This is a genomic window from Streptomyces sp. WM6378 (genome assembly GCF_001279695.1).
In the GTDB taxonomy this organism is placed as follows: Bacteria; Actinomycetota; Actinomycetes; order Streptomycetales; family Streptomycetaceae; genus Streptomyces.
Genome location: NZ_LGDD01000133.1, coordinates 69,155 through 91,503 on the forward strand (window position 1 = coordinate 69,155; position 22,349 = coordinate 91,503).

At 70.8% G+C, this 22,349-nt stretch carries 15 protein-coding genes and 4 tRNA genes; 12 read left to right on the top strand and 7 right to left on the bottom strand.

The genetic code is table 11. The annotated features are described in order from the left end of the window. Positions 1-75: 75 nt before the first annotated feature. Complete coding sequence (gene hrpA / locus ADK54_RS13855) at positions 76-3,996, bottom strand: ATP-dependent RNA helicase HrpA (RefSeq protein ID WP_053725913.1); 3,921 nt, start codon at positions 3,994-3,996, stop codon at positions 76-78. An 83-nt stretch (positions 3,997-4,079) separates the two neighbouring features. Here hrpA and ADK54_RS13860 point away from each other — a divergent pair, with 83 nt between their 5' ends. The 3 genes from ADK54_RS13860 (at position 4,080) to ADK54_RS13870 (ending at position 6,141) form a co-directional block, all read left to right on the top strand. Next, positions 4,080-4,457 carry a hypothetical protein gene (locus ADK54_RS13860; RefSeq protein ID WP_053725914.1) on the top strand — a complete coding sequence of 126 codons (378 nt, stop codon included), beginning with the start codon at positions 4,080-4,082 and terminating at the stop codon, positions 4,455-4,457. A gap of 80 nt (positions 4,458-4,537) precedes the next feature. After that, positions 4,538-5,305 carry a DsbA family protein gene (locus tag ADK54_RS13865; protein ID WP_053725915.1) on the top strand — a complete coding sequence of 256 codons (768 nt, stop codon included), beginning with the start codon at positions 4,538-4,540 and terminating at the stop codon, positions 5,303-5,305. Continuing rightward, complete coding sequence (locus ADK54_RS13870) at positions 5,302-6,141, top strand: cytochrome c biogenesis CcdA family protein (RefSeq protein ID WP_053725916.1); 840 nt, start codon at positions 5,302-5,304, stop codon at positions 6,139-6,141. The genes ADK54_RS13865 and ADK54_RS13870 overlap by 4 nt, the downstream gene beginning before the upstream one ends. Positions 6,142-6,241: 100 nt before the next feature. Here ADK54_RS13870 and ADK54_RS13875 read toward each other — a convergent pair. The 4 genes from ADK54_RS13875 to ADK54_RS13890 form a co-directional block, all read right to left on the bottom strand. After that, positions 6,242-6,318 (bottom strand) — tRNA-Phe (locus tag ADK54_RS13875). A gap of 26 nt (positions 6,319-6,344) precedes the next feature. Further along, positions 6,345-6,419 (bottom strand) — tRNA-Asp (locus tag ADK54_RS13880). Positions 6,420-6,457: 38 nt separating this feature from the next. Beyond that, positions 6,458-6,530 (bottom strand) — tRNA-Glu (locus ADK54_RS13885). 92 nt (positions 6,531-6,622) lie between these two features. Then, complete coding sequence (locus tag ADK54_RS13890; protein ID WP_107090527.1) at positions 6,623-8,050, bottom strand: metallophosphoesterase; 1,428 nt, start codon at positions 8,048-8,050, stop codon at positions 6,623-6,625. 50 nt (positions 8,051-8,100) lie between these two features. Here ADK54_RS13890 and ADK54_RS13895 point away from each other — a divergent pair, with 50 nt between their 5' ends. The 6 genes from ADK54_RS13895 to ADK54_RS13920 all read left to right on the top strand — a co-directional run bounded on the left by ADK54_RS13895 (position 8,101) and on the right by ADK54_RS13920 (position 16,666). Then, positions 8,101-8,451, top strand: coding sequence for a metallopeptidase family protein (locus ADK54_RS13895; RefSeq protein WP_053725918.1), 351 nt, complete (start codon positions 8,101-8,103; stop codon positions 8,449-8,451). Positions 8,452-8,609: 158 nt separating this feature from the next. Next, complete coding sequence (locus tag ADK54_RS45930; protein ID WP_053725919.1) at positions 8,610-9,155, top strand: hypothetical protein; 546 nt, start codon at positions 8,610-8,612, stop codon at positions 9,153-9,155. Between the two features lie 198 nt (positions 9,156-9,353). After that, entirely contained in the window at positions 9,354-11,501 is a 2,148-nt protein-coding gene (locus tag ADK54_RS13905) for a DEAD/DEAH box helicase (protein ID WP_199826952.1), read from the top strand. A 259-nt stretch (positions 11,502-11,760) separates the two neighbouring features. Then, positions 11,761-14,808 (top strand): FG-GAP-like repeat-containing protein, encoded by a 3,048-nt coding sequence (locus ADK54_RS13910; protein WP_159047753.1) that lies wholly within the window; start codon positions 11,761-11,763, stop codon positions 14,806-14,808. Between the two features lie 91 nt (positions 14,809-14,899). Continuing rightward, positions 14,900-16,420 (top strand): amino acid permease, encoded by a 1,521-nt coding sequence (locus ADK54_RS13915; RefSeq protein ID WP_053725921.1) that lies wholly within the window; start codon positions 14,900-14,902, stop codon positions 16,418-16,420. 173 nt (positions 16,421-16,593) lie between these two features. Beyond that, positions 16,594-16,666 (top strand) — tRNA-Lys (locus tag ADK54_RS13920). A 145-nt stretch (positions 16,667-16,811) separates the two neighbouring features. Here the strand turns inward: ADK54_RS13920 and ADK54_RS13925 are convergent. Next, entirely contained in the window at positions 16,812-18,335 is a 1,524-nt protein-coding gene (locus ADK54_RS13925) for a site-specific integrase (protein ID WP_053725922.1), read from the bottom strand. After that, positions 18,332-19,036 (bottom strand): helix-turn-helix domain-containing protein, encoded by a 705-nt coding sequence (locus ADK54_RS13930; RefSeq protein ID WP_053725923.1) that lies wholly within the window; start codon positions 19,034-19,036, stop codon positions 18,332-18,334. Before ADK54_RS13930 ends, ADK54_RS13925 begins: the two co-directional genes overlap by 4 nt. 94 nt (positions 19,037-19,130) lie before the next feature. On the opposite strand from ADK54_RS13930, the gene ADK54_RS13935 reads away from it, so the two are divergent. The 3 genes from ADK54_RS13935 (at position 19,131) to ADK54_RS13945 (ending at position 22,248) form a co-directional block, all read left to right on the top strand. Next, a complete protein-coding gene (locus ADK54_RS13935; protein WP_053725985.1) occupies positions 19,131-19,361 on the top strand; it encodes a hypothetical protein in 231 nt (76 codons plus the stop codon). A 236-nt stretch (positions 19,362-19,597) separates the two neighbouring features. After that, positions 19,598-20,890, top strand: coding sequence for a DUF3631 domain-containing protein (locus tag ADK54_RS13940; protein ID WP_053725924.1), 1,293 nt, complete (start codon positions 19,598-19,600; stop codon positions 20,888-20,890). Positions 20,891-21,444: 554 nt separating this feature from the next. After that, a complete protein-coding gene (locus tag ADK54_RS13945) occupies positions 21,445-22,248 on the top strand; it encodes a DUF2637 domain-containing protein (RefSeq protein ID WP_078966368.1) in 804 nt (267 codons plus the stop codon). The last annotated feature ends 101 nt before the right edge of the window (positions 22,249-22,349 follow it).

Genomic DNA, 22,349 nt, shown 5'->3' on the forward strand with positions numbered 1-22,349 from the left:
TTGGTGCTTGGCTGCGAATGAGACTGTACAGCAGGTCAGCGGGTCAGGTCGAACTCACTCACAGCGATAGCCGCGCTACGGCGCAGCCGCGTCGATCGCCTTCACGATGCGCTTGTCGGAGACCGGGAACGCCGTGCCGAGCGCGTGCGCGAAGTAGCTCACCCGCAGCTCCTCGATCATCCAGCGGATGTCCAGGACCTGCTGCGGAACGGGCCGCCCCTGCGGCAACTGCTCAAGGAGCCACGCGTACTCGTCCTGCATCTCGTGGACCTTCTCCATGCGCGTCGTGTCGCGCTGGACGGCCGTCGGCATCTGCTGGAGCCGGCGGTCCACCGCGACCAGGTAGCGCATCAGGTCGGCAAGCCGCTTGAGGCCGGTCTTCGTCACGAAGCCGGGCGGCACGAGGGCCGCCAGCTGGTTCCGTACGTCCGTGACGTTGTTGACCAGGGTCAGGCTGTTCGTGGCCTTCAGGCGGCGCTCGCAGGCCTGCCAGGCGGCCAGGATCTGCTGGACCTGCGCGACCGTGCGCACCGTCGCGTCCACCAGGTCCGCGCGGACCTTGTCGTACAGCTTGCGGAACGATTCCTCGTCCCACGCCGGGCCGCCGTGGTCCGCGATCAGCTTGTCCGCCGCCGCCGTCGCGCAGTCGTCGAAGAGTGCCTGGATCGAGCCGTGCGGATTGCGGGACAGGGCCAGCTTCTGCTGGTTGGTCAGCTTGTCCGAGGCGAACTTGGCCGGGTTCACCGGGATGTTCAGCAGGATCAGCTTCCGGGTGCCGCGCCACATCGCCTGCTGCTGCTCGGCCTCGGTGTCGAAGAGCCGTACCGAGACGCTCTCGCCCGCGTCCACCAGCGCCGGGAACGCCTTCACCGGCTGGCCGGCCCTGCGCGTCTCGAAGACCTTCGTCAGGGTGCCGATCGTCCAGTCCGTGAGGCCCGAGCGCTCGATGGACTCGCCCGAGGGCCCGGCGGTCGCCGCGGCGGCCTTGGAGAGGGCCTGACGGGCCTTCGGGCGCAGCTGGAGCTTGAGCGCCTCCAGGTCCTTGTCCTCGGCGAGGTTGCGGCGCCGCTCGTCGACGATCCGGAACGTGATCTTGAGGTGGTCCGGTACGCGGGTGAGGTCGAAGTCGTCGGCCGTGACCGGGACGCCCACCATGCGCTTGAGCTCGCGGGCGAGGGTGACCGGCAGCGGCTCCTGCAAGGGGACGGCCCGCTCCAGGAACTTCGCGGCGTAGTTCGGCGCCGGTACGTAATGGCGGCGGATCGGCTTCGGGAGCGAGCGGATCAGCTCCGTGACGACCTCCTCGCGCAGGCCCGGGATCTGCCAGTCGAAGCCCTCGTCGGTGACCTGGTTCAGGACCTGGAGCGGCACGTGCACGGTCACGCCGTCGGCGTCCGCGCCCGGCTCGAACTGGTAGGTCACCCGGAACTTCAGCGGGCCCTGGCGCCACGAGTCCGGGTAGTCGTCCTTGGTGACGGCCCCGGCCTTCTCGTTGATGAGCATCTCGCGCTCGAAATCGAGGAGTTCGGGCTCGTCGCGCTTCTTGTGCTTCCACCAGGAGTCGAAGTGCGCGCCGGACACGACGTGTTCGGGCACCCGCTGGTCGTAGAAGTCGTACAGCGTCTCGTCGTCCACCAGGATGTCGCGGCGGCGGGCGCGGTGCTCCAACTCCTCGACCTCGGTGAGGAGTTTGCGGTTGTCCGAGAAGAACTTGTGGTGCGTGCGCCAGTCGCCCTCGACCAGCGCGTTGCGGATGAACAGCTCGCGGGACGCCTCGGCGTCGATGCGGCCGTAGTTGACCTTCTGGTTGGCCACGATCGGCACGCCGTACAGCGTCACGCGCTCGTACGCCATCACCGCGGCCTGGTCCTTCTCCCAGTGCGGCTCGCTGTAGGTGCGCTTGACCAGGTGCTGGGCGAGCGGCTCGATCCACTCGGGCTCGACCTTCGCGTTCACCCGGGCCCACAGGCGGGACGTCTCGACCAGCTCCGCCGACATCACGAGCTTGGGCTGCTTCTTGAACAGCGCCGAGCCCGGGAAGATCGCGAACTTGGCGCTGCGGGCGCCCAGGTACTCGTTCTTGTCGGTGTCCTTGAGCCCGATGTGCGAGAGCAGGCCGGCCAACAGCGAGGTGTGGACGGACTGTTCGGGCGCGTCCTCCTCGTTGAGGTGGATGCCCATGGTCTTGGCGACCGTCCGCAGCTGCGAGTAGATGTCCTGCCACTCGCGGATCCGCAGGAAGTTCAGGTACTCCTGCTTGCACATCCGGCGGAAGCTGGAGGAGCCGCGCTCCTTCTGCTGCTCGCGTACGTACCGCCACAGGTTGAGGTAGGCCAGGAAGTCGGACGTCTCGTCCTTGAAGCGCGCGTGCTGCTGGTCGGCCTGCGCCTGCTTCTCGCTCGGGCGCTCGCGCGGGTCCTGGATGGACAGCGCGGCCGCGATGACCATGACCTCGCGGACACAGCCGTTGCGGTCGGCCTCCAGGACCATGCGGGCCAGGCGCGGGTCCACGGGAAGCTGGCTCAGCTTGCGGCCCTGCTGTGTGAGCCGCTTCTTCGGATCCTTCTCGGAAGGGTCCAACGCGCCCAGTTCTTGCAGGAGTTGGACGCCGTCGCGGATGTTGCGGTGGTCCGGCGGGTCGATGAACGGGAACTTCTCGATGTCGCCGAGGCCGGCCGCGGTCATCTGCAGGATGACGGACGCCAGGTTCGTACGGAGGATCTCCGCGTCGGTGAACTCGGGCCGGGTGACGAAGTCGTCCTCGCTGTACAGCCGGATGCAGATGCCGTCGCTCGTACGGCCGCAGCGGCCCTTGCGCTGGTTGGCGCTGGCCTGGCTGACCGGCTCGATCGGCAGGCGCTGCACCTTGGTGCGGTGGCTGTAGCGCGAGATGCGGGCCGTGCCCGGGTCGATGACGTACTTGATGCCGGGGACGGTCAGCGAGGTCTCGGCGACGTTGGTCGCCAGCACGATCCGGCGGCCGCTGTGCTGCTGGAAGACACGGTGCTGCTCGGCGTGCGAGAGGCGTGCGTAGAGGGGGAGTACCTCGGTCGAGCGGAGGTTCTTCTTGATCAGCGCGTCCGCCGTGTCGCGGATCTCGCGTTCGCCGGACAGGAAGACCAGGATGTCGCCGGGGCCCTCGGACTGGAGCTCGTCCACGGCGTCGCAGATCGCGGTGATCTGGTCGCGGTCGGAATCCTCGGAGTCCTCTTCGAGCAGCGGGCGGTAACGCACCTCGACCGGATACGTACGGCCGCTGACCTCGACGATCGGGGCGTCCCCGAAGTGCCGCGAGAAGCGCTCGGGGTCGATGGTCGCCGAGGTGATGACGACCTTCAGGTCGGGGCGCTTCGGCAGCAGCTGGGCCAGATAGCCGAGCAGGAAGTCGATGTTGAGGGACCGCTCGTGGGCCTCGTCGATGATGATCGTGTCGTAGCCGCGCAGCTCGCGGTCCGTCTGGATCTCGGCGAGCAGGATGCCGTCGGTCATCAGCTTCACGAACGTCGCGTCCTGGTCGACCTGGTCGGTGAACCGGACCTTCCAGCCGACCGCCTCGCCCAGCGGGACCTTGAGCTCCTCCGCGATCCGGTCCGCGACCGTGCGGGCCGCGATCCGGCGGGGCTGGGTGTGCCCGATCATGCCGCGCACTCCGCGGCCCAGCTCCATGCAGATCTTGGGGATCTGGGTGGTCTTGCCCGAGCCGGTCTCACCCGCGACGATCACGACCTGGTGGTCGCGTATCGCCTCCAGGATCTCGTCCCGCTTCTGGCTGACCGGGAGCTGCTCGGGGTAGCTGACCTCGGGCACGCGGGCGGACCGCCGGGCGATGCGCTCGGCGGACTTCTGGGCCTCGGCCGCGATCTCGTCGAGCACGGCCTGCCGGGCCTCGGGCTTGCGGATGCGACGGGCGCCTTCGAGACGGCGGCCGAGGCGGTGGGCGTCGCGCAGCGAGGCCCCGTCGAGCAGCGTCTGGAGATCGGCGAAGGAAGTAGACATACCTGGTTCAGGATCTCACCCGCCGAGGACGAGTGGCGAACGCATTTAGGCGCGCTCCGGAGCCCACCCGTACCATTTCGGGCATGCCCCGCTCCCGTGCCCCGCGCCGCCGCCTCACCGCGGCGCTGCTCATGGTGCTCGGGGTGCTCGCGGTGGCGCTGTGCGGGCCGGCCCCGACGGCTTCGGCCGCGCCCGGCGGCGTCCTGGTGAAGAAGGCATCGGCGCCCGCCTTCACGGACGGCTCGGCCGCGCCGGGCTGCAAGCAGGGTGGCTCGCACCAGGATTCCGACCCCGCGGCGCCGGTCCGGGCCCGCACCGCCCACGACCAGGCCCCGGTCCTGGAGGACCGCGTCGCCCCCGGCGCGCTGTGCGGCCTGTACGCGGCCCACCGCAACCCGCCGGTGCGCGGGCCCACGCTCAGCGCGCCCACCCCCGTCGAACTCTCGGTGCTCAGGGTCTAGACGCCGGTCCCGCCTCCCGCGACCGCCGTCCCCTTTCCGTCTCTTCTCGTACGCGATTGCCGTACGCACCGGAGTTCCGCATGCCCAAGAACACGAAGTCCAGCAAGAACAGCAAGCCGAGCAGGACTACCGCGAAGCCCGCCGCCAAGTCCCGCAAGCCGATCCTGATCGGCATCGCCGCGGTGGCCGCCGCGGCCGTCCTCGGGATCGCCTCCTACCAGGCGACCTCCCCGGACACGAAGCCCACCGTCAACGACTCCGCGTCCACCGCCGACCCGGCCGCGGGCGCCCACCCCGAGCTGGAGAAGCTGGCCCGCCGCGACGCCAAGGACCCGCTCGCCCAGGGCCGCGCGGACGCACCCGTCGTCATGATCGAGTACGCCGACTTCAAGTGCTCGTACTGCGGCAAGTTCGCCCGCGACACCGAGCCGGAGCTGGTGAAGAAGTACGTCGACAACGGCACCCTGCGCATCGAGTGGCGCAACTTCCCGATCTTCGGCGCAGAGTCGGAGGCGGCCGCGCGCGGGGCGTGGGCGGCCGGGCAGCAGGGGAAGTTCTGGCAGTTCCACGCGGCGGCGTACGCGGAGGGCTCCAAGGAGAAGGGGTTCGGCGCGGACCGCCTGAAGGAGCTCGCCAAGGAGGCCGGCGTGCCGGACGCGGCCCGCTTCGCGACGGACCTCGACAGCGACGCGGCGAAGGCGGCCGTGAAGAAGGACCAGGACGAGGCGTACGGCCTCGGCGCCAGCTCCACGCCCTCCTTCCTCATCAACGGCACCCCCATCGCGGGCGCCCAGCCGATGGACGCGTTCGCGCAGGCCATCGAGGCAGCGGCGAAGGCGAAGAAGTGACGCCGAACATCGGTTACCTCGCCGCGTTCCTGGGCGGCCTCCTCGCCCTCCTCAGCCCGTGCAGCGCGCTGCTCCTGCCCGCGTTCTTCGCGTACTCGATCTCCAGCCGCACCAAGCTGCTCGCCCGCACCGGCATCTTCTACGCGGGCCTCGCCACCACCCTCGTCCCGCTGGGCGCGGCGGGCTCGTACGCGGGCCGGATCTTCTACGGCCACCGGGACCAGCTCGTCCTCTTCGGCGGCTGGCTGATCATCGCGCTCGGCGTCGCGCAGATCGTCGGCATGGGTTTCGCGAGCCGCCGCATGACGGAACTGTCCGGGAAGATCCGCCCCACGACCGCGCTGTCGGTGTACGCGCTGGGCGCGGTCTACGGCCTCGCCGGCTTCTGCGCGGGCCCGATCCTGGGCAGCGTCCTGACGGTGGCGGCGGTGAGCGGCAGCCCGGTCTACGGCGGCCTGCTGCTCGCGGTGTACGCCCTGGGCATGGCGGTCCCGCTCTTCCTCCTGGCCCTGCTCTGGGAGCGTTTCGAACTGGGCGGCCGCAAGTGGCTGCGCGGCCGGGTCCTGAAGGTGGCCCGCTTCGAACTCCACACGACGTCCTTGTTGTCAGGCCTGTTCTTCATCGCCCTGGGCGCCCTGTTCCTGGCGTACGACGGGGCGACGGCCCTGCCCGGCCTGCTGGACGTGGACGACTCGTACGCGGTGGAGGAGTGGACGAAGGGCATCGCGGACGCGGTCCCGGACTGGGCGCTGCTGACGGCCCTGGCCGCACTGGCAGCGGTCGTCCTGGGCGTACGGGGCTGGCGGGCGCGAACCCGGGAGCCGGAGGAGAGCTGACGGAGTTGAGAGGGGAGGGGCCCGCTTGGGGGGGGGCGGGCCCCTCCCCGGAACGCCCTGGATACGACGAAAGCCCCGTTCGATGAACGGGGCTTTCGGGTGGTGGCTGGGGCCGGGGTCGAACCGGCGACCTATCGCTTTTCAGGCGATCGCTCGTACCAACTGAGCTACCCAGCCACGTAGTCCACCGAAGTGAACTACAGCGGTCCTGACGGGATTTGAACCCGCGGCCTCCACCTTGACAGGGTGGCGAGCACTCCAAACTGCTCCACAGGACCAAGCTTGCGCGAGAACAAGTCTCGCACAGGTTTGTGCGTGCCCCCAACGGGATTCGAACCCGTGCTACCGCCTTGAAAGGGCGGCGTCCTGGGCCACTAGACGATGAGGGCTAATTGGCCCGCCTGGGCGCTTTGCAGCGCGTCGGGGACGTGAGAAGCATATGGGATGCGGGGAGGTATCGCCAAAACGGTTTCCGGGGAGGTCATCGGGGCGTCGGCAGATGGCGGCTGACCTCGGCCGTGGTCAGGCCCAGGCCGCCCAGGGTCACCTCGTCCCAGGCCTGGAGGTGGTGGGTGTTGCTGTCGAGGTAGAGGACCGAGGCGCGGACCTGCTCCGGTTCCTTGTTCTGCAGGGCGCGCAGGCCGCCGCCGCCCGTCGAGCCCTCGACCTTCAGGCGCGTGCCCCGCTTCATGACCTCCGTCTCGCGGCGGTGCAGGTGCCCGGCGAGGACCAGCGGAACCGTGCCGTCGGTCTCGCGCGCGGCGGCCGGCTCGTGGGTGACGGCGATGTCGGCCGGGGTGCCCGCGCGGGCCTGGGCGCGCAGGGCGGCGGCGAGCCGGCCCCCGGCCGCGCGTTCGGCGCCATCGGGGTCGGTGTCCCCCGTCGAGCGGTCCGGGGTGAACTCGGGGTCGCCCATCCCCGCGATGCGTACGCCCGCGATCGTGACGGCCTGCCCGTCGTCCAGGACGTGCGTGTTCTTCAGGCCGGCGACGTAGCGCTGGGTCTCCTCCGAGTCGTGGTTGCCGCGCACCCAGACGTACGGGGCGCCGAGGTCGGGGATCGCGTCCAGGAACCGGTTCTCGGCGGTGCTGCCGTGGTCCATGGTGTCGCCCGAGTCGATGATCACGCCGATCCGGTACTGGGTGACGAGCGAGGCGATGATGTGCCACGCGGCCGGGTTCAGATGGATGTCGGAGACGTGCAGGACGCGCAGGGTGGCCGGGTCCGGCTGGTAGGCGGGGAGGGTGGAGGCGGCGTCGTACAGCTTGGTGACGTTGGTGACGAGCTTCGCCAACTCCTGCTGGTAGACGCCGAATTCGGTCACGATGGAGCGCGCGTTGCCGACGACCTGCGGGGCCGAGGTGAGCAGCCCGGAGTACTTCGGCTCCATCACCGACTCCGGGTTCCAAGTCGCGTACGCCGACACGCCGCAGGCGGCGAGCAGGGCGAGGGAGAGGCCGCCCGCGGCGATCGCGCGGCGGGGGCGGCGGTAGACGGCGAGGCCGAGCGCCATCGCGCCGGAGACGACCGCGACGCAGGAGCGCCAAGCCACGTCCCGGGTGCCGTGACCGACGTCGCGGGCGATCTCCTGCTGGAGGCCGGAGATCCGCTCGGGGTGGCTGACCAGGGCCTGGGCGCGTTCGGGGTCGAGCCGGTCGACGTCGACGTCCAGGCGGAGCGGTGCGAGGTGCGAGCGCAGTTCCAGGGCGCCGAGCGGCGACACGTTGATCTTGGTGCCGCCGGTCAGGGAGGGCCGCAGGGTCATGGTTGTGTCCATGGGGCCCACGGGGGTGCGTACGTTGCCGACGACCAGGAGCCCGAGCCAGGCGCCGATCACTACGACGCAGCACAGGCCCGCGGCCCGTGCCAGGGCCTGGCGAGTCGCGGACATGTGTCGCATTGGGGCCATATGCCCCCGCGGGCGGGTCGGTATGCCGATGCGTGACCGACAATGGCCGGGTGCTGGAGATGACGCGCGAGGAGTTCGAGGAACTGGTCGGCGAGGCGCTGGACCGGATCCCGCCGGAGCTGACGCGGCTGATGGACAACGTCGCGGTGTTCGTCGAGGACGAGCCGGCCGCCGACGACCCCGAGCTGCTCGGCCTCTACGAGGGAACCCCGCTCACCGACCGCGGCGAGTGGTACGCCGGGGTGCTCCCGGACCGGATCACCATCTACCGGGGCCCCACGCTGCGGATGTGCGCGACGCGCGAGGAGGTCGTCGCCGAGACGGAGGTGACGGTGGTTCATGAGATCGCCCACCACTTCGGCATCGACGACGAACGGCTGCACGCGCTCGGCTACGGGTGAGCCTCTGCGGGCCGGTGGCCCTGTGCGCCCGCCCGGCCCCCTGATTCCGCTCGGACGGATGTCGGGCGCAAGCCGGGTGCGGCCCGGGCGTGTCCCCGGCGGGGGGCGGGGAGTTGGAACCTACGTCCCCACCGATCCCGTGTTCCGGAGGTGCCCCTGTGCGCCAGTTGACCACCCCTGTCCGCCTGGCCGAGCTGGCGGTGACCGTCCTGGTGCTCACGGCGTCGGCCGGCTGCATGAGCGTGAGCGACAACCAGGGCGGGCCGAAGCCGTCGGCGTCCGCCGGGCGGCACGGGGACGCGGCCAGGGCCGAGGAGGGCAAGGGTGGCCAGGGCGAGGGCAGGGGGCGTGCCGGCAGGCACGACCCGAAGGCGCCGGGCAGTCCTTCGGGCGCCCCGAGCGCCAGCGGGTCGCCCGGGGCGCCGGGTGCGGCGGCCACGCCCTCGCCGGGTGCCCCGAAGCCGGGCGGCGGTCCGGGCCCGGCCAAGCCTCCGCAGGGCGGGCCCGCGCGGCCGTCGCCGTCGCCGAGCCATCCGGTGCCTCCGACCCCGCCCGCCTCGCCGTCGCCGAGCCCGGTGCCTCCGACCCCGCCGGCCTCGCCGTCGACGACTCCGGGGGCCGACACGCACACCAGCGCGCTGCGCGCCTACCAGGCTCCGATCGACCAGGAGCCGACGGCATCACCGCAGGTGGGACCGGTTTAGGGGGACTCGGTTTGCCTTAGGGGGGTGAGGGTGCGTATGGTAGTAGATCGTTTGATCCCATTGCCCGGCGCCGACACAGAAGAGCGCCGTGTGGCGCGTACTCTCCCTAGCCGTGGCTGACCGCATTGAGGCGGTCGAATTGCGAATTCACGGAGTTGACGGGCGCGTGCCGAGACTCCGGAAGGTTTCGCATTTCGCATGTCCATTTCCAGCACTGATCACTCCGTCCTGCCCGAGAACGAGAACAACGACTCCGTCGCGATCCGCGAGGACGACGTCGTCGAGGCCGTAGCGGCCACCGACGTCATCGAGGTCGTCGAGATCGTCGAGTCCGAGGCGGACGAGAACACCGAGCCCACCGTCACCTTCGCGGACCTCGGTCTGCCCGAGGGCGTCGTGCGCAAGCTCGCCCAGAACGGGGTGACCACCCCCTTCCCGATCCAGGCCGCGACCATCCCGGACGCCCTGGCCGGCAAGGACATCCTCGGCCGTGGCCGTACCGGCTCCGGCAAGACCCTCTCCTTCGGTCTGCCCACCCTGGCCGCCCTGGCCGGCGGGCACACCGAGAAGAAGAAGCCCCGCGCGATCATCCTCACGCCGACGCGTGAGCTCGCGATGCAGGTCGCGGACGCCCTCCAGCCGTACGGCGACGTGCTCGGCCTGAAGATGAAGGTCGTCTGCGGCGGTACGTCGATGAGCAACCAGATCTACGCCCTGGAGCGCGGCGTCGACGTCCTCGTCGCCACCCCGGGCCGTCTGCGCGACCTCATCAACCGCGGCGCCTGCTCGCTCGCCAACGTCCAGGTCGCCGTCCTCGACGAGGCCGACCAGATGTCCGACCTGGGCTTCCTGCCCGAGGTCACCGAGCTGCTCGACCAGATCCCCGGCGGCGGCCAGCGCATGCTCTTCTCCGCCACCATGGAGAACGAGATCAGCACGCTGGTCAAGCGCTACCTGACGAACCCCGTCACGCACGAGGTCGACAGCGCGCAGGGCAACGTCTCGACGATGACCCACCACGTCCTGGTCGTGAAGCCGAAGGACAAGGCGCCGGTCACGGCCGCCATCGCCGCCCGCAAGGGCCGCACGATCATCTTCGTCCGCACCCAGCTGGGCGCGGACCGCATCGCCGAGCAGCTCTGCGAGTCGGGCGTGAAGGCCGACGCGCTGCACGGCGGCATGACCCAGGGCGCCCGTACCCGCGTTCTTGAGGACTTCAAGAAGGGTTACGTCAACGCGCTCGTCGCCACCGACGTCGCCGCGCGCGGCATCCACGTCGACGGCATCGACCTGGTCCTGAACGTGGACCCGGCCGGTGACCACAAGGACTACCTGCACCGCTCGGGCCGTACCGCCCGCGCCGGCAAGTCCGGTGTCGTCGTGTCGCTCTCGCTGCCGCACCAGCGTCGCCAGATCTTCCGGCTGATGGAGGACGCGGGCGTCGACGCCTCGCGCCACATCATCCAGAGCGCCGGCGCGTTCGACCCGGAGGTCGCCGAGATCACCGGCGCCCGTTCGCTGACCGAGGTCCAGGCCGACTCCGCGAACAACTCGGCCAAGCAGGCCGAGCGCGAGGTCGCCGACCTCACCAAGCAGCTGGAGCGCCTGACGCGCCGGGCCGGTGAGCTCCGCGAGGAGGCCGACCGCCTGGTGGCCCGTGCCGCCCGCGAGCGCGGCGAGGACCCGGAGGCCGCGGTCGCCGAGGTCGCAGCAGAGGCCGAGGCCGAGGTCGCGGCTGCTGCCGCCGCCGCTGCCGTGCCGGTGCAGCAGGAGTCCCGCGAGGACCGCGGTGGCTTCCAGCGCCGTGACGACCGGGGCAACTTCGACCGCCGTGACAACCGCGGTGGCGACCGCGGTGGCGACCGTGGCGGCTTCCGCCGCGACGACCGTCCCTCCGGTGGCTTCCGTCGCGACGACCGCCCCTCGGGTGGTTTCCAGCGCCGCGACGACCGTCCGTCGGGTGGCTTCCGTCGCGACGACCGTCCCTCCGGTGGTTTCCGTCGTGACGACCGTCCCTCGGGTGGCTTCAACCGTGACGACCGCGGTGGCGACCGTGGCGGCTTCCGCCGTGACGACCGTCCCTCCGGTGGCTTCCGTCGTGACGACCGTCCCTCGGGTGGCTTCAACCGCGATGACCGCGGTGGCGACCGTGGCGGCTTCAACCGCGGCGGCAGCGACCGTCCGTTCAACCGCGACCGTCGTGACGACCGTCCCTCGGGCGGCGGCTTCCGCTCCGGCGGCCACGACCGTCCGCAGGGCCGCCGTGACGACCACCGTGGTACCGGCACCAACACCGGTTCCTTCGGCCGCCGCGACGACAAGCCCCGCTGGAAGCGCAACGGCTAGTCCCGCTGCCTGACGGCTCCTCAGGGCCCGTACGACACCTCCTCGGTGTTGTACGGGCCCTGTTTGCGTACGTCCCGCCGTGAGCGGCTCGGGGGTGGTTGAACGGGTTCGAAACCGGCTGCTGGTTTCTGTGAGGCTGCTGTTAGGGTCGAGGTGTTCTGGGGGGTTTGGGAAGCCGGGGGGCTTTTCTCCGTGCACCGAGGGTGCCGGACGCACGCAGCGTTCTCCCCTGCGTCGAAGGGTTCTGGGGAGTACCGACGTGAGACGTCAGACCTTGTTCCGCGCCGCTGTCGCGGCAGCCGCCACGATAGGCCTCGCCTCGGCCATCACGCCGCTGACCGCAGGGGCGGCCTTCGCCGCCGACACCCCGCCCGGGGTGACGATCCCCGCCGAGCAGCGGCCGGAACACAACGCGGCGGTCCTGAACGGCGCGGGCGAGACCGGCTATCTGTCCGGCTGGAAGCAGGACGGCTTCAACTGGACGACGTACGCCGACGGCGTCACCAAGCCGCTCACCATGCCGTACGGCATGACGGTGGCCTACGGGACCGGCTCCGACTGGGTCGCCTTCACCGGTGACGACGGGCGCACCGTGGTCCAGCGGAACATGAAGAACGGCTCGTCGCGGAGCCTGACCATCTCGCCGGACCAGAACTTCCTGGCGGTCGTCGGCGAGACCGTCATGACCGAGCAGATCGGCATTTCCGGCCACTCCGTGCACCGGCTGTCCTGGCGCGACGGGACGGTCCGGGACAACTACGTCGGCGGATCCCAGTCCGCGGACATCCTGCCGCTCGACTCCGACCAGGACGGCCTGCTCTTCACTGCCAAGTACGGCGACTTGGGCTGGGTGGAGTGGGCGCCCGCGAGCGGCTTCGGAGGCAGCACCCACCTCGACGACGTCCCGTACGGCACGGTGCTGAGCGGGTCGCACATCGCCCAGTGGCACGACGACGGCCGGATGACGGTCTGGAACAAGGCGGACATCAACAAGTTGGCCCAGGCGGGCGACCCGGGCCTCAAGCCGGCCTTCGACTTCAAGGTCCCGCGCACCGACGGGGCCCGGGTGCTCGGCACGGTCGGCGACAACGTCGTGCTGGCCCGCCGGATCGCGGCGGACGGTGGTACGACGTACTCCTCGCTCAACTACCGCCTCGTCGCGGTGCCGTTCGGCGGCGGGCCGGAGCGGGAGATCCTCGCCCGGACCACGGCGATGCCCCAGTTCAGGACGGACGGGACGATGCTGATCGCCCGGGCCGAGGAAGGCAAGCAGGCCGTCGTCGCGGTCGGGGCGCCGGGCGCCGACGGCACGTTCGCGGTGACCGAGGTCGCGCCCGCGCCGCTGGTGCGGACCGTCACGCTCGGGACGTCCCTCGCGCAGGGCCGGCTGAGCACCCTCGACCACGTGCTGGCCGATGACGAACGCCCCGTCCGGCTGCGCGGCACCGACCTCGCGGTCTCCGGCACGCCGCAGGCCGGCGAGCGCGTCGAGCGCGGCGTGGACGCGAAGGTCTTCGCGAAGGGCTGCGCCGACGACAGCTGCCCCCCGCTCCAGCCCACGGGCGACGGGCGGCTCGTGTACCGGACGGAGGACGGCCTGCGGGTCGTCGGCGAGGGCGCTTCGCTGCCCGGCAGGACCGTGGTCGACCGGAGCCGGTTCGGCTGGCTCGGCCCGCTCGACGTGTCGGGACGGTACGCGGCCACGACGAACTATCCGGCTCTGCGGGTGTTCGACCTCGACAACGGCGAGATGGTCTACAGCGGCCACGACTCCGGCGACGCGTTCGCCCTGAACGGCTCCACCCTCTGGCTGGAGACCGCCACCGGCTCCGCCGAGGCCCTCGACGTGCGTACCGGGAAGACCCTCGCCACCGCCAAGGTGAGCGACTGCGACATCACCTCCCTCCAGGCGAACGGCACCAATCTCCTTTGGGAGTGCGGGAGTTCGGCCTCCGGGGTGTACGACACCGCCGCCAGGCGGAACGTCGCGCTGCCCGCGCACCAGAGTGCCCGGCTCGGCGACGGGTACGTGGCGTGGCAGCAGGGTGGCGTGCTCAGCGTCACCGATGTGCGCGGCGCCTCGGGCACGCGCGCGCTGGGTACGCCCAAGCGGGGCGAGCCGGGCAAGGGCTGGGCCGTGGACCGGTTCGGCGGGCCGGTCGCCTACACGGATGCGGATGACGCCGTTCACATCGCGCCCACCGGCATCCCCACCTCCGCGCTGAGCGTGCTCGACACGGACGCGCCCGCCCGCATGAACGCCAACTCCGGCTCCTGGACGCCCCGTTGGTGGCTCAACAAGCCCGCCGCCTCCTGGCAGCTCACGCTCAAGAACAGCGCGGGCGCCACCGTCCGCACCCTCACCGGCGGTGAGGCGCGCGGCCTGGTGCGGCCCGCGTGGGACGGGAAGGCGGACGGCGGGCAGTACGCCGCCAACGGCGCCTACGCCTGGACGCTCACCGTGACCCCGGCCGACGGGCAGGGCGCGGCGCTGACCCGGACCGGGACGGTCGGCCTGACCGGCGGCGCCCCCGTCGCGCGGGACTTCGTCGGTGCGGGCGGCCCCGACGGCCGCGCCGATCTCCTCGCGCTGACCCCGTCCGGCCGCTTCGACCTGCGGACCGGCCCCGGCGTCGCGGGCGAGGCGCAGGCCCAGGGCGAGGGCTGGACCGGGGCGAACGCGCTGACCGCCGCGATCCCGTACCGCGACGTCAACGGCGACCGGTGCAACGACGTCCTGGTGCGGACGGCGGGCGGCGAGCTGCGGGCGTACACCCCGGGCTGCGGCGCCGCGCTGACGCCCACGACGGCGTACAAGAGCCTGGGCAAGGGCTGGAACGCGTACGACACCCTCGTCTCGCCCGGCGACGTGGACGGCGACGGCCGCGCGGACCTGGTGGCCCGCACGCCCGGCGGTGACCTGTACGTCTACTCCGACAACGGCGCCCTCGGCTTCAAGGACCCGGTCAAGGCGGGCTGGGGCTGGGGCGGGCTCCTGGTCGTCGGCGCCGGCGATCTGACCGGCGACGGCAAGGGCGACCTGCTGGCCCGGGACTCGGCCGGCGTTCTGTGGACGTACCCCGGCAACGGCAAGGGCGGCTTCGCCGACCGGATCCGGCTCGGCGCCGGCTGGGGCAGCTTCGACGCCCTGGTGGGCGCGGGCGACCTCGACGGCGACGGCAGGCCCGATCTGCTGGCCCGCGAGAAGAGCGGAACGCTCTGGCTGTACCCGGGCGCGGGCAACGGCGCGTTCGGTGAGCGGAAGCTGCTCGGTGGTGGCTGGAACATGTACAAGTCGCTGTATTAACAGACACGTTGATCCCCCGGCCGTCCGGATCCAGTCGATCCGTCACCGGCCGACGGCATGTCGGGCCCCCGGTGCGGGCATCACCGGGGGCATGACAAGTGACGTCGGCACCACCAGTGAGGGCGCGCCCGAGGGAGCGCCGGGGTCGGACGAGGAACGCCTGGCGCAGCTGGGCTACAAGCAGGTCCTCGCCCGCCGCATGTCGGCCTTCTCCAACTACGCCGTCTCGTTCACGATCATCTCGGTGCTCTCCGGCTGCCTGACGATGTACGCGTACGGCATGAAGACCGGCGGCCCCGCCCTCATCTCGTGGAGCTGGGTCGCGGTGGGCCTGATGACGCTGGTCGTGGGACTGGCGATGGCCGAGATCTGCTCCGCCTACCCCACCTCGGCGGGCCTCTACTTCTGGGCCCACCGCCTGGCCCCGCCGCGCCAGGCCGCCGCGTGGGCGTGGTTCACGGGCTGGTTCAACGTCCTCGGCCAGATCGCAGTGACGGCGGGGGTCGACTTCGGCGCGGCGTCGTTCCTCGGGGCGTACCTGAACCTCCAGTTCGGCTTCGAGGTCACCCCGGCCCGCACGATCCTCCTCTTCGCGGCGATCCTGCTCCTGCACGGCCTCCTGAACACGTTCGGCGTCCGCATCGTCGCCATCCTGAACAGCGTGAGCGTGTGGTGGCACGTGTTCGGGGTCGCGGCGATCGTGGCCGCGCTGGCACTCGTCCCCGACAAGCACCAGTCCACGTCCTTCGTCTTCACCCGCTTCGTGAACGAGACGGGCTTCACGAACAGCGTGTACGTGGTCCTGATCGGCCTGCTGATGGCCCAGTACACCTTCACCGGGTACGACGCCTCCGCGCACATGACGGAGGAGACCCACGACGCCTCGACGGCCGGCCCGCGCGGCATCGTCCGCTCGATCTGGACGTCCTGGATAGCGGGCTTCGTCCTCCTCCTCGGCTTCACGTACGCGATCGGGTCGTACGACACCCAGCTGAACTCGGACACGGGCGCGCCCCCCGCCCAGATCCTCCTGGACTCCCTGGGAGCGACCGGCGGCAAGCTCCTGCTCCTGGTGGTGATCGGCGCCCAGCTCTTCTGCGGAATGGCCTCGGTGACCGCCAACTCCCGCATGATCTACGCCTTTTCACGCGACGGCGCGCTGCCGTTCTCGCGCCTGTGGCACACGGTGAGCCCGCGCACCCGCACGCCGGTGGCAGCGGTATGGCTGGCGGCCGGCGCGGCGCTCGTCCTGGGCCTGCCCTACCTCATCAACGTGACGGCGTACGCGGCGGTGACCTCGATCGCGGTCATTGGCCTGTACATCGCGTACGTGATCCCGACCCTGCTGCGCCTGTTCCGCGGCGACGCCTTCGCGCGGGGCCCCTGGCACCTGGGCCGCTGGTCCCGCCCGATCGGCATCGTGGCGGTGGCCTGGGTGGCGGTCATCACAGTCCTGTTCATGCTGCCGCAGGTCTCCCCGGTGACCTGGGAAACCTTCAACTACGCCCCGCTCGCGGTCCTGGCGGTCCTGGGCTTCGCGACGGTGTGGTGGCTGGCATCGGCCCGGCACTGGTTCCTGCGGCCGGTGGATGCGGGGGAGTTGCGGGAATGAAGTGCCGGGTGCCGCGACGCCCCGCGGCTCCGCCGGCTTCGGGTGATTCGACCCGCTGTGCCCGGGGCCGGAGGGGCTTTGCGGCCCGGGTGTTCGACCCGCGACGGGCCCGACAGCCGATACCCGATCGGCTGCCGGGCGCCGTCCGGCTATGCTCGGGGGTGACTCGCCAAGGGCCATTAGCTCAATTGGCAGAGCAGCGGACTTTTAATCCGTTGGTTGTCGGTTCGAGTCCGACATGGCCTACATCGAGTGGGGGAGGGGCTACCCCCTCTGACCTGCACAGGAGCGCCCCGGCCGGGGATCATCGGCCGGGGCGCTCCTGTGTTCTGAGGGTCAGTTGGGGCCGGTGCGTGAGCGATGCGTGAGCGGATGCGCCGTCAGGGCCTGGTCAGGAGGCGGACGGGCGGGCACGTCGTGTGCGGGGAATCAGGTTCGCCGCCGCTTCGGCCGCCGCCTGGTCGACCTCGGGGAGCAGGCTCGTGTACGTGTCCGAGGTCAGCGTGATCGTGGAGTGCCGCAGCGTCTCCTTGATCGTGTGGAGGTCGCCGCCGCTTCCGTGTGTGATCGTCGCGGCGACGTGCCGGAGGTCCCGGAGGGTGATCGGCGGCAGGTCGGTGGTGGCGAGGATGCGCCGGAAGGTCGCCGAAGCCGTCTCCGGGTGGAGCCACGAGCCGTCCTCCTGCGTGAAGACCTTGCCGGTCTCCTTCCAGGCGGCGCCCCACTTGTCGCGCTCCGCTTTTTGACGCTCGCGATGTGCCCGCAGCACAGCCACGTTCAGGCTGTCGAGGGCGATGGTGCTCGCGCTGCCGTCCGTCTTGGGCGCCGATTCGTACGGGTCCCAGCCGTCGACGACCAGCTCCTTGGCTGGGGTTATCTGACCGGCGTCGAGGTCGACGTCCGTCCATTCCTGGCCGACGCCTTCGCCGCGTCGCAGCCCGCGAGTACCCATGAGGTGGAAGAGCGGGTACAGCCGGTCGCCCTCGGCGGCGTCGAGGAAGACGCCGATCTGAGCGGGGGTCCACACCATGACGGGGGAGGGCTTCTCGCCCGTCGCCCGCCAGCGTGCCACCCGCTCGTCGGTCCACAGCAGGGGCTTGGGCCGCTTGCCCGACTCCAGTTCGACGTGGGACGCCGGGTTGAAGGTGATGTACTGGCGGCTGATCGCGGCGTTGAGCGCGGCCCGCAGGGTGCGGCGGATGCTCTGCCGCGTCGCCGGTCCGGTCTGCCGCCGGAACGGCTTCATCTCCGCGAGCGCGGCCCGCTCCTTGGCCAATTGCTGACGCTCGGTCGCGACCGGACGCCCCGGCTTGCTCGGCTTGCACCGGGCGATCTGCGCGAGCCGGGCCTCGTTCTCGGCCGCGATCACCTCGTTGTCGTCGGCGATCGCGTCGAACATCTCCACCAGGTGGCCGACGTTCAGCCGGTCCAGGCGGACGTGGCCGATGCGGGGCTTCAGATGCACACGGATGTGTCCTGCGTACCCGTTGATGGTGGTCTTGCGGCTCTTCTTGCCGGCCAGCCAGATGTCCAGCCACTCGCCGACGGTCATCTTGCCGACGAGGTCCTGCCCGGCCCGAAGGCGGCGCCGGGTCTCCTCGATGTCGGGGAGCGGGGCCTTGTCCTCGACGACCTGCTCTAGCAGGGCGACGATGCGCTCAAGATCCTCAGGCTCGTCGGCGTCGGCCAGGGCGACCAAGCCACGGACGTGGTCGAGGTCGGCCTGGGCGGCCTTCAGCGACTCGTAGCCCGCGCGGTTGAATGAACGGCGGGTGCCGTCCTCACGGGGCGGGAGCTCCTGGCGTATGGAGTACGAGCCGTGCTTGCGGCCGGCCAGCTTGGGGCAGTTCCTGCCGAGCGGCTTGCCGGTGTTCGCGTCGCGACAGTAGCAGCGGCGGTGGGTGGAACCCTTCAAATGTCCATCTCTTCAAGGTAAGTGGGCAGTTGGGGCCCGGTGGTTTCAGGGGAGGCACCGATGAGTTGGTGCGGAACGTGGGGAGGGGTTCCGCCCTCCTCCTGGATGCGGCTGCGGGTGACGCGTAGCCGGTACTTGGCGAGGGTTCCCTTTTCGGCGTAGTCGGCCTGGGCGCGCAGGGCCTCGTCCCGTTCGGCAGGGGTGGCTGCGGCTTCCGCCGTCCAGCGCTCGCGGCGTTCGCCCTTGAGCGCGGCGAGGACCGCACGCTGGTCGCGTTCGTGGTCACGGAAGAGGCCGAGCATGAGGTTGACGGCATTGGAGCCGGGGTCGTCGCCGGTGAACCAGCGCATGGCGTCCCAGGTCGGCACGGAGTGCTGTAGCGGAAGCCGCTGAACCCGGCCCACGTATCCGAGCGGGTAGATCAGACAGACCGGCGACACGTGCAGGGCTGCGGCCAGGACGATGACGTCGACCAGGGGCAGGTTGGCACGGCGGCCGGATTCCATGTTGGCGATGACATTGCGCGGGATCGGATGGCCGATCTCTTCGCAGCGGTCCGCCAGGTCCTGCGCGCTCATTCCCAACTCCTTCCTCAGGCGCCGGACTTCGCCCGCCACGGTGGCCATGACCTGGTCCGGCCACTCGGGGACGTCGTCCTCGTCTTCGTCGTCGTATCCAGCATCGGAATCGCGTTGTGTCATGGAAACACAATAGCTTCGCCATCCTGGATTTAGTGGCCTGGAGCCGGACGTGATCGTCGCGTTCGCCGAGGGCTGTGCCATGGATGGAGTGCGTATGCGCGACGACGAGATCGCCGGCCGGTCGAAGGGGATGAGCCGGGAGGAGCTGCTGGCCCTGCCTGCCGCCGTTGACCTGGAGACCGGCAACCGAGCCCTGCGGCTGGGTCGGAGCAAGGGGTACGAGCTGGCGAAGCGCGGCCTGTACCCGTGCAAGGTGCTGCGTCTCGGTAATGCCTACCGGGTGGTGACCGCCGACCTGCTGGATCTGCTGGGCCTGGCCGCATGACCGTACGTGTACGTAGCAGAGGGTTCTGCGCTGAGCTGACACAGAAACGCTGGACTGCGGTGGGTGCTGGACGTACGGTTCGTGGTCCCTCGCTGCGGCCCAGCGTCCGCAGGGCAGGGGGAAGCCCCCGGCGGTGCGACGCCGGAGGCCCCATCAACTCCCCAGAGCGGCTTGATGTTCACCAACCCGGTGGCCAGGGCGTGCGAGCCCGCCACCTCCAGCCGAGGAGCTGCCTAGTGCAACCCACCAACCCCGAGTCCTATTCCACCCCCGCTCCGGCGGTGTGGCCGCCGACCGCTGTCCCCGGCCGGCCCAGCCGCCACACCCCCGAACCCACACCTGAAGCTGCACCCGCCGCCGAGGCCGTGGCGCAGAACCCCGCTCCGGCGGAGGTGCCCGTGGAGGAGGCGGTGTCGGATCCGGAGCCGACGTACGGCTCGGAACTGCTGGACGAACTACGGGCTCAGATAGCGCAGTTCGTGATCCTTCCCTCGCCAGAGGCGCTGGACGCGGTCACGCTGTGGGTGGCGGGGACGCATCTGCAGCCCGCGTGGCAGCACGCGCCGCGCCTGGCCGTGGTCGGACCGGCAAAGCGATGCGGCAAGTCGCGTCTCCTTGACGTACTGACCGAGACGGTCCACGCGCCGATGCTGACCATCAACACCACACCGGCGGCGATCTTCCGGTCCATCACGGAGGAGAACCCGCCGACGCTGCTGGTCGACGAGGCGGACACCATCTTCGGCACGCCGAAGGCGGCGGAGAAGAACGAGGAGATGCGCGGCCTGCTCAACGCCGGCCACCAGCGCAACCGGTACGTCACGCGGGTCGTCGGCAACGACCACACCCCGCACAAGTTCGCCACGTTCGCCATGGCGGCCATCGCGGGAATAGGCGACCTGCCGGACACGATCATGGACCGGTCGATCGTGATCCGCATGCGCCGCCGGGCCGAGGGCGAGAGCGTCAAGCCCTTCCGCTCCCGACGCGACACCCCTGCCTTGCACGATCTGCGGGATCGGATTGCCGGGTGGGCCCGGCCGCTGCTGGACGAGGCGGCCGGTCTGGAGCCGGAGATGCCGGTGGAGGACCGTGCCGCCGACACCTGGGAGCCGCTGGTGATCGTCGCCGACCTGGCGGGCGGGTCCTGGCCGCGCCGGGCCCGCGCGGCGTGTGCGCGGATGGTCGCCGCCGAGGTGGCGGCCGAGGAGGACCACTCCAGCGGGGCGAGGATCCTCGCCGACATCCGCCGGGTCTTCGCCGCCCAGCGCGAGGTCGACAGCCTCTCCACCGACGAACTCCTCCACCACCTGCGCCAGGACCCCGAGGGCCCCTGGGCGGAGTGGGGCCGGAGCGGGCTGACCGCCCGCGAGCTGGGGGCGATGCTGCGCGAGTACGGCATCAAATCCGGCAACGTCCGCCTCGCTGACGGAACCCAGCGCAAGGGCTACATGCGCAACAAGTTCCTCGACGCCTGGCGGCGCTACTGCCCCACCGTCCATTCAGTGGACGCCCCGCCTGTTCCCTGAGGGAACACCTCGCCTGCCCCGTCTAGGGACACGCGCCTTGCCGCTCTCGGCGAGGGCTGAGACCCCGCACCCCTGGTTGCCGTCCTTGCCGTCCCTGCCGTGATCTCGCAGGTCAACCGGCATACAGGCAAGACGGCAGCCGGGGCCAAGACGGCAACGCGATCAAGAACCGCCGCGCCGCCCGCCAGGACGCCGCACGCATCCGTCTTGTGCCGTCCTGAGCGTCCTTGCCGTATCGCCCCAGGCCGCAGCCCTGCCCGCCAGGACGGGAGACGCAACGGCGCCGTCCCGGCCCGCCGGGCCACACCGCGGGGGCCCGGGTTCGACGAGCGGCCTGAGCCCCGCAGTGAAGGACCCAAGGCGCGAGCAGCGCCCGCCGGGACGGGAGAACAGGACTGCTGCCGTACCGGCTCTGACCTGCGCTTGCAACGGCCAAGACTGCCAAGACGGCACCTACGACTACCCCAGGAGTTTCCCGCTTGACCACCCTTTTCCCTCTCCGCCTCACGCGCCGTCAGCCACCGGGCTCCCAGCTCGGCGAAGACCGGCGAGCGATGACGAAGCAGGCCGCCGAGCGGCGCGCGCTCCTCGCGGCTGGGGCCGTCATCGTCGTCCTGACCGCCGGAGCGTTCTGGCTCTCGTACGCGCACCTGGCCGAGGTCGCCGGCCAGCACGGGCTGGGCAGGTCGCCAGTGCGCCGCTGGGCCTGGCCCGCCACCCTGGACGCGTTCATCATCGCGGGCGAGCTGCTCATGCTCCACGCGGGCCTGCGTCGGGTCACCGACAAGGGGGCCATCGCCGTCACCGCCATCGGATCGGTCGGCTCCATCGCGCTGAATGTGGCTGGGGTCAGCGGCAGCCGCGACGTCAGTACCGTGCCGTGGCTCGACTACGTGGTCGCCGCAGTTCCCCCGACCGCAGCGCTACTGGCCTTCGGTGTCCTGATGCGGCAGATCCACCAGCTCGTCGACCACCCCGCCGCGCACCCGGATCCGGTCTCCGATCAGCCGGAGGCAGGTGTCGTTCAGAAACTGAACGCTTCCGGTCCGGAGCTGGACGCCGCATTCACCGGCCCCGGCGATCCACCGGCTGTCACATCCGCCCAGCGGGCGGAACCACCAACCGAGGATACGGAGAGCAAGCCGCGCGGTGGCCGCCCGCCCAAGGCCACGATCGAGGAGCTTGCTCAGATCGGCCGGACCGCTGCCTATAAGCACCGCAGGCTCACCCGGGCCCTTCTCCGAGAGGCCGTGGAGGACAGGGACCTCACGATCGGCAGCGGACGGATGACCAGGGTGATGAAGATCCTCCGGCCGGAACTCGAAGCCGCTGGCATCACCGTTTCCACCAGCGGCTGACCGCCCGCTCCACCGGGTGATCGGAACCCTTCCGGTCACCCGCCCAGCCGGTCACCAACCCACTCGCCGCCCGTATATCCACACCTGTGGACAGGGCGGCG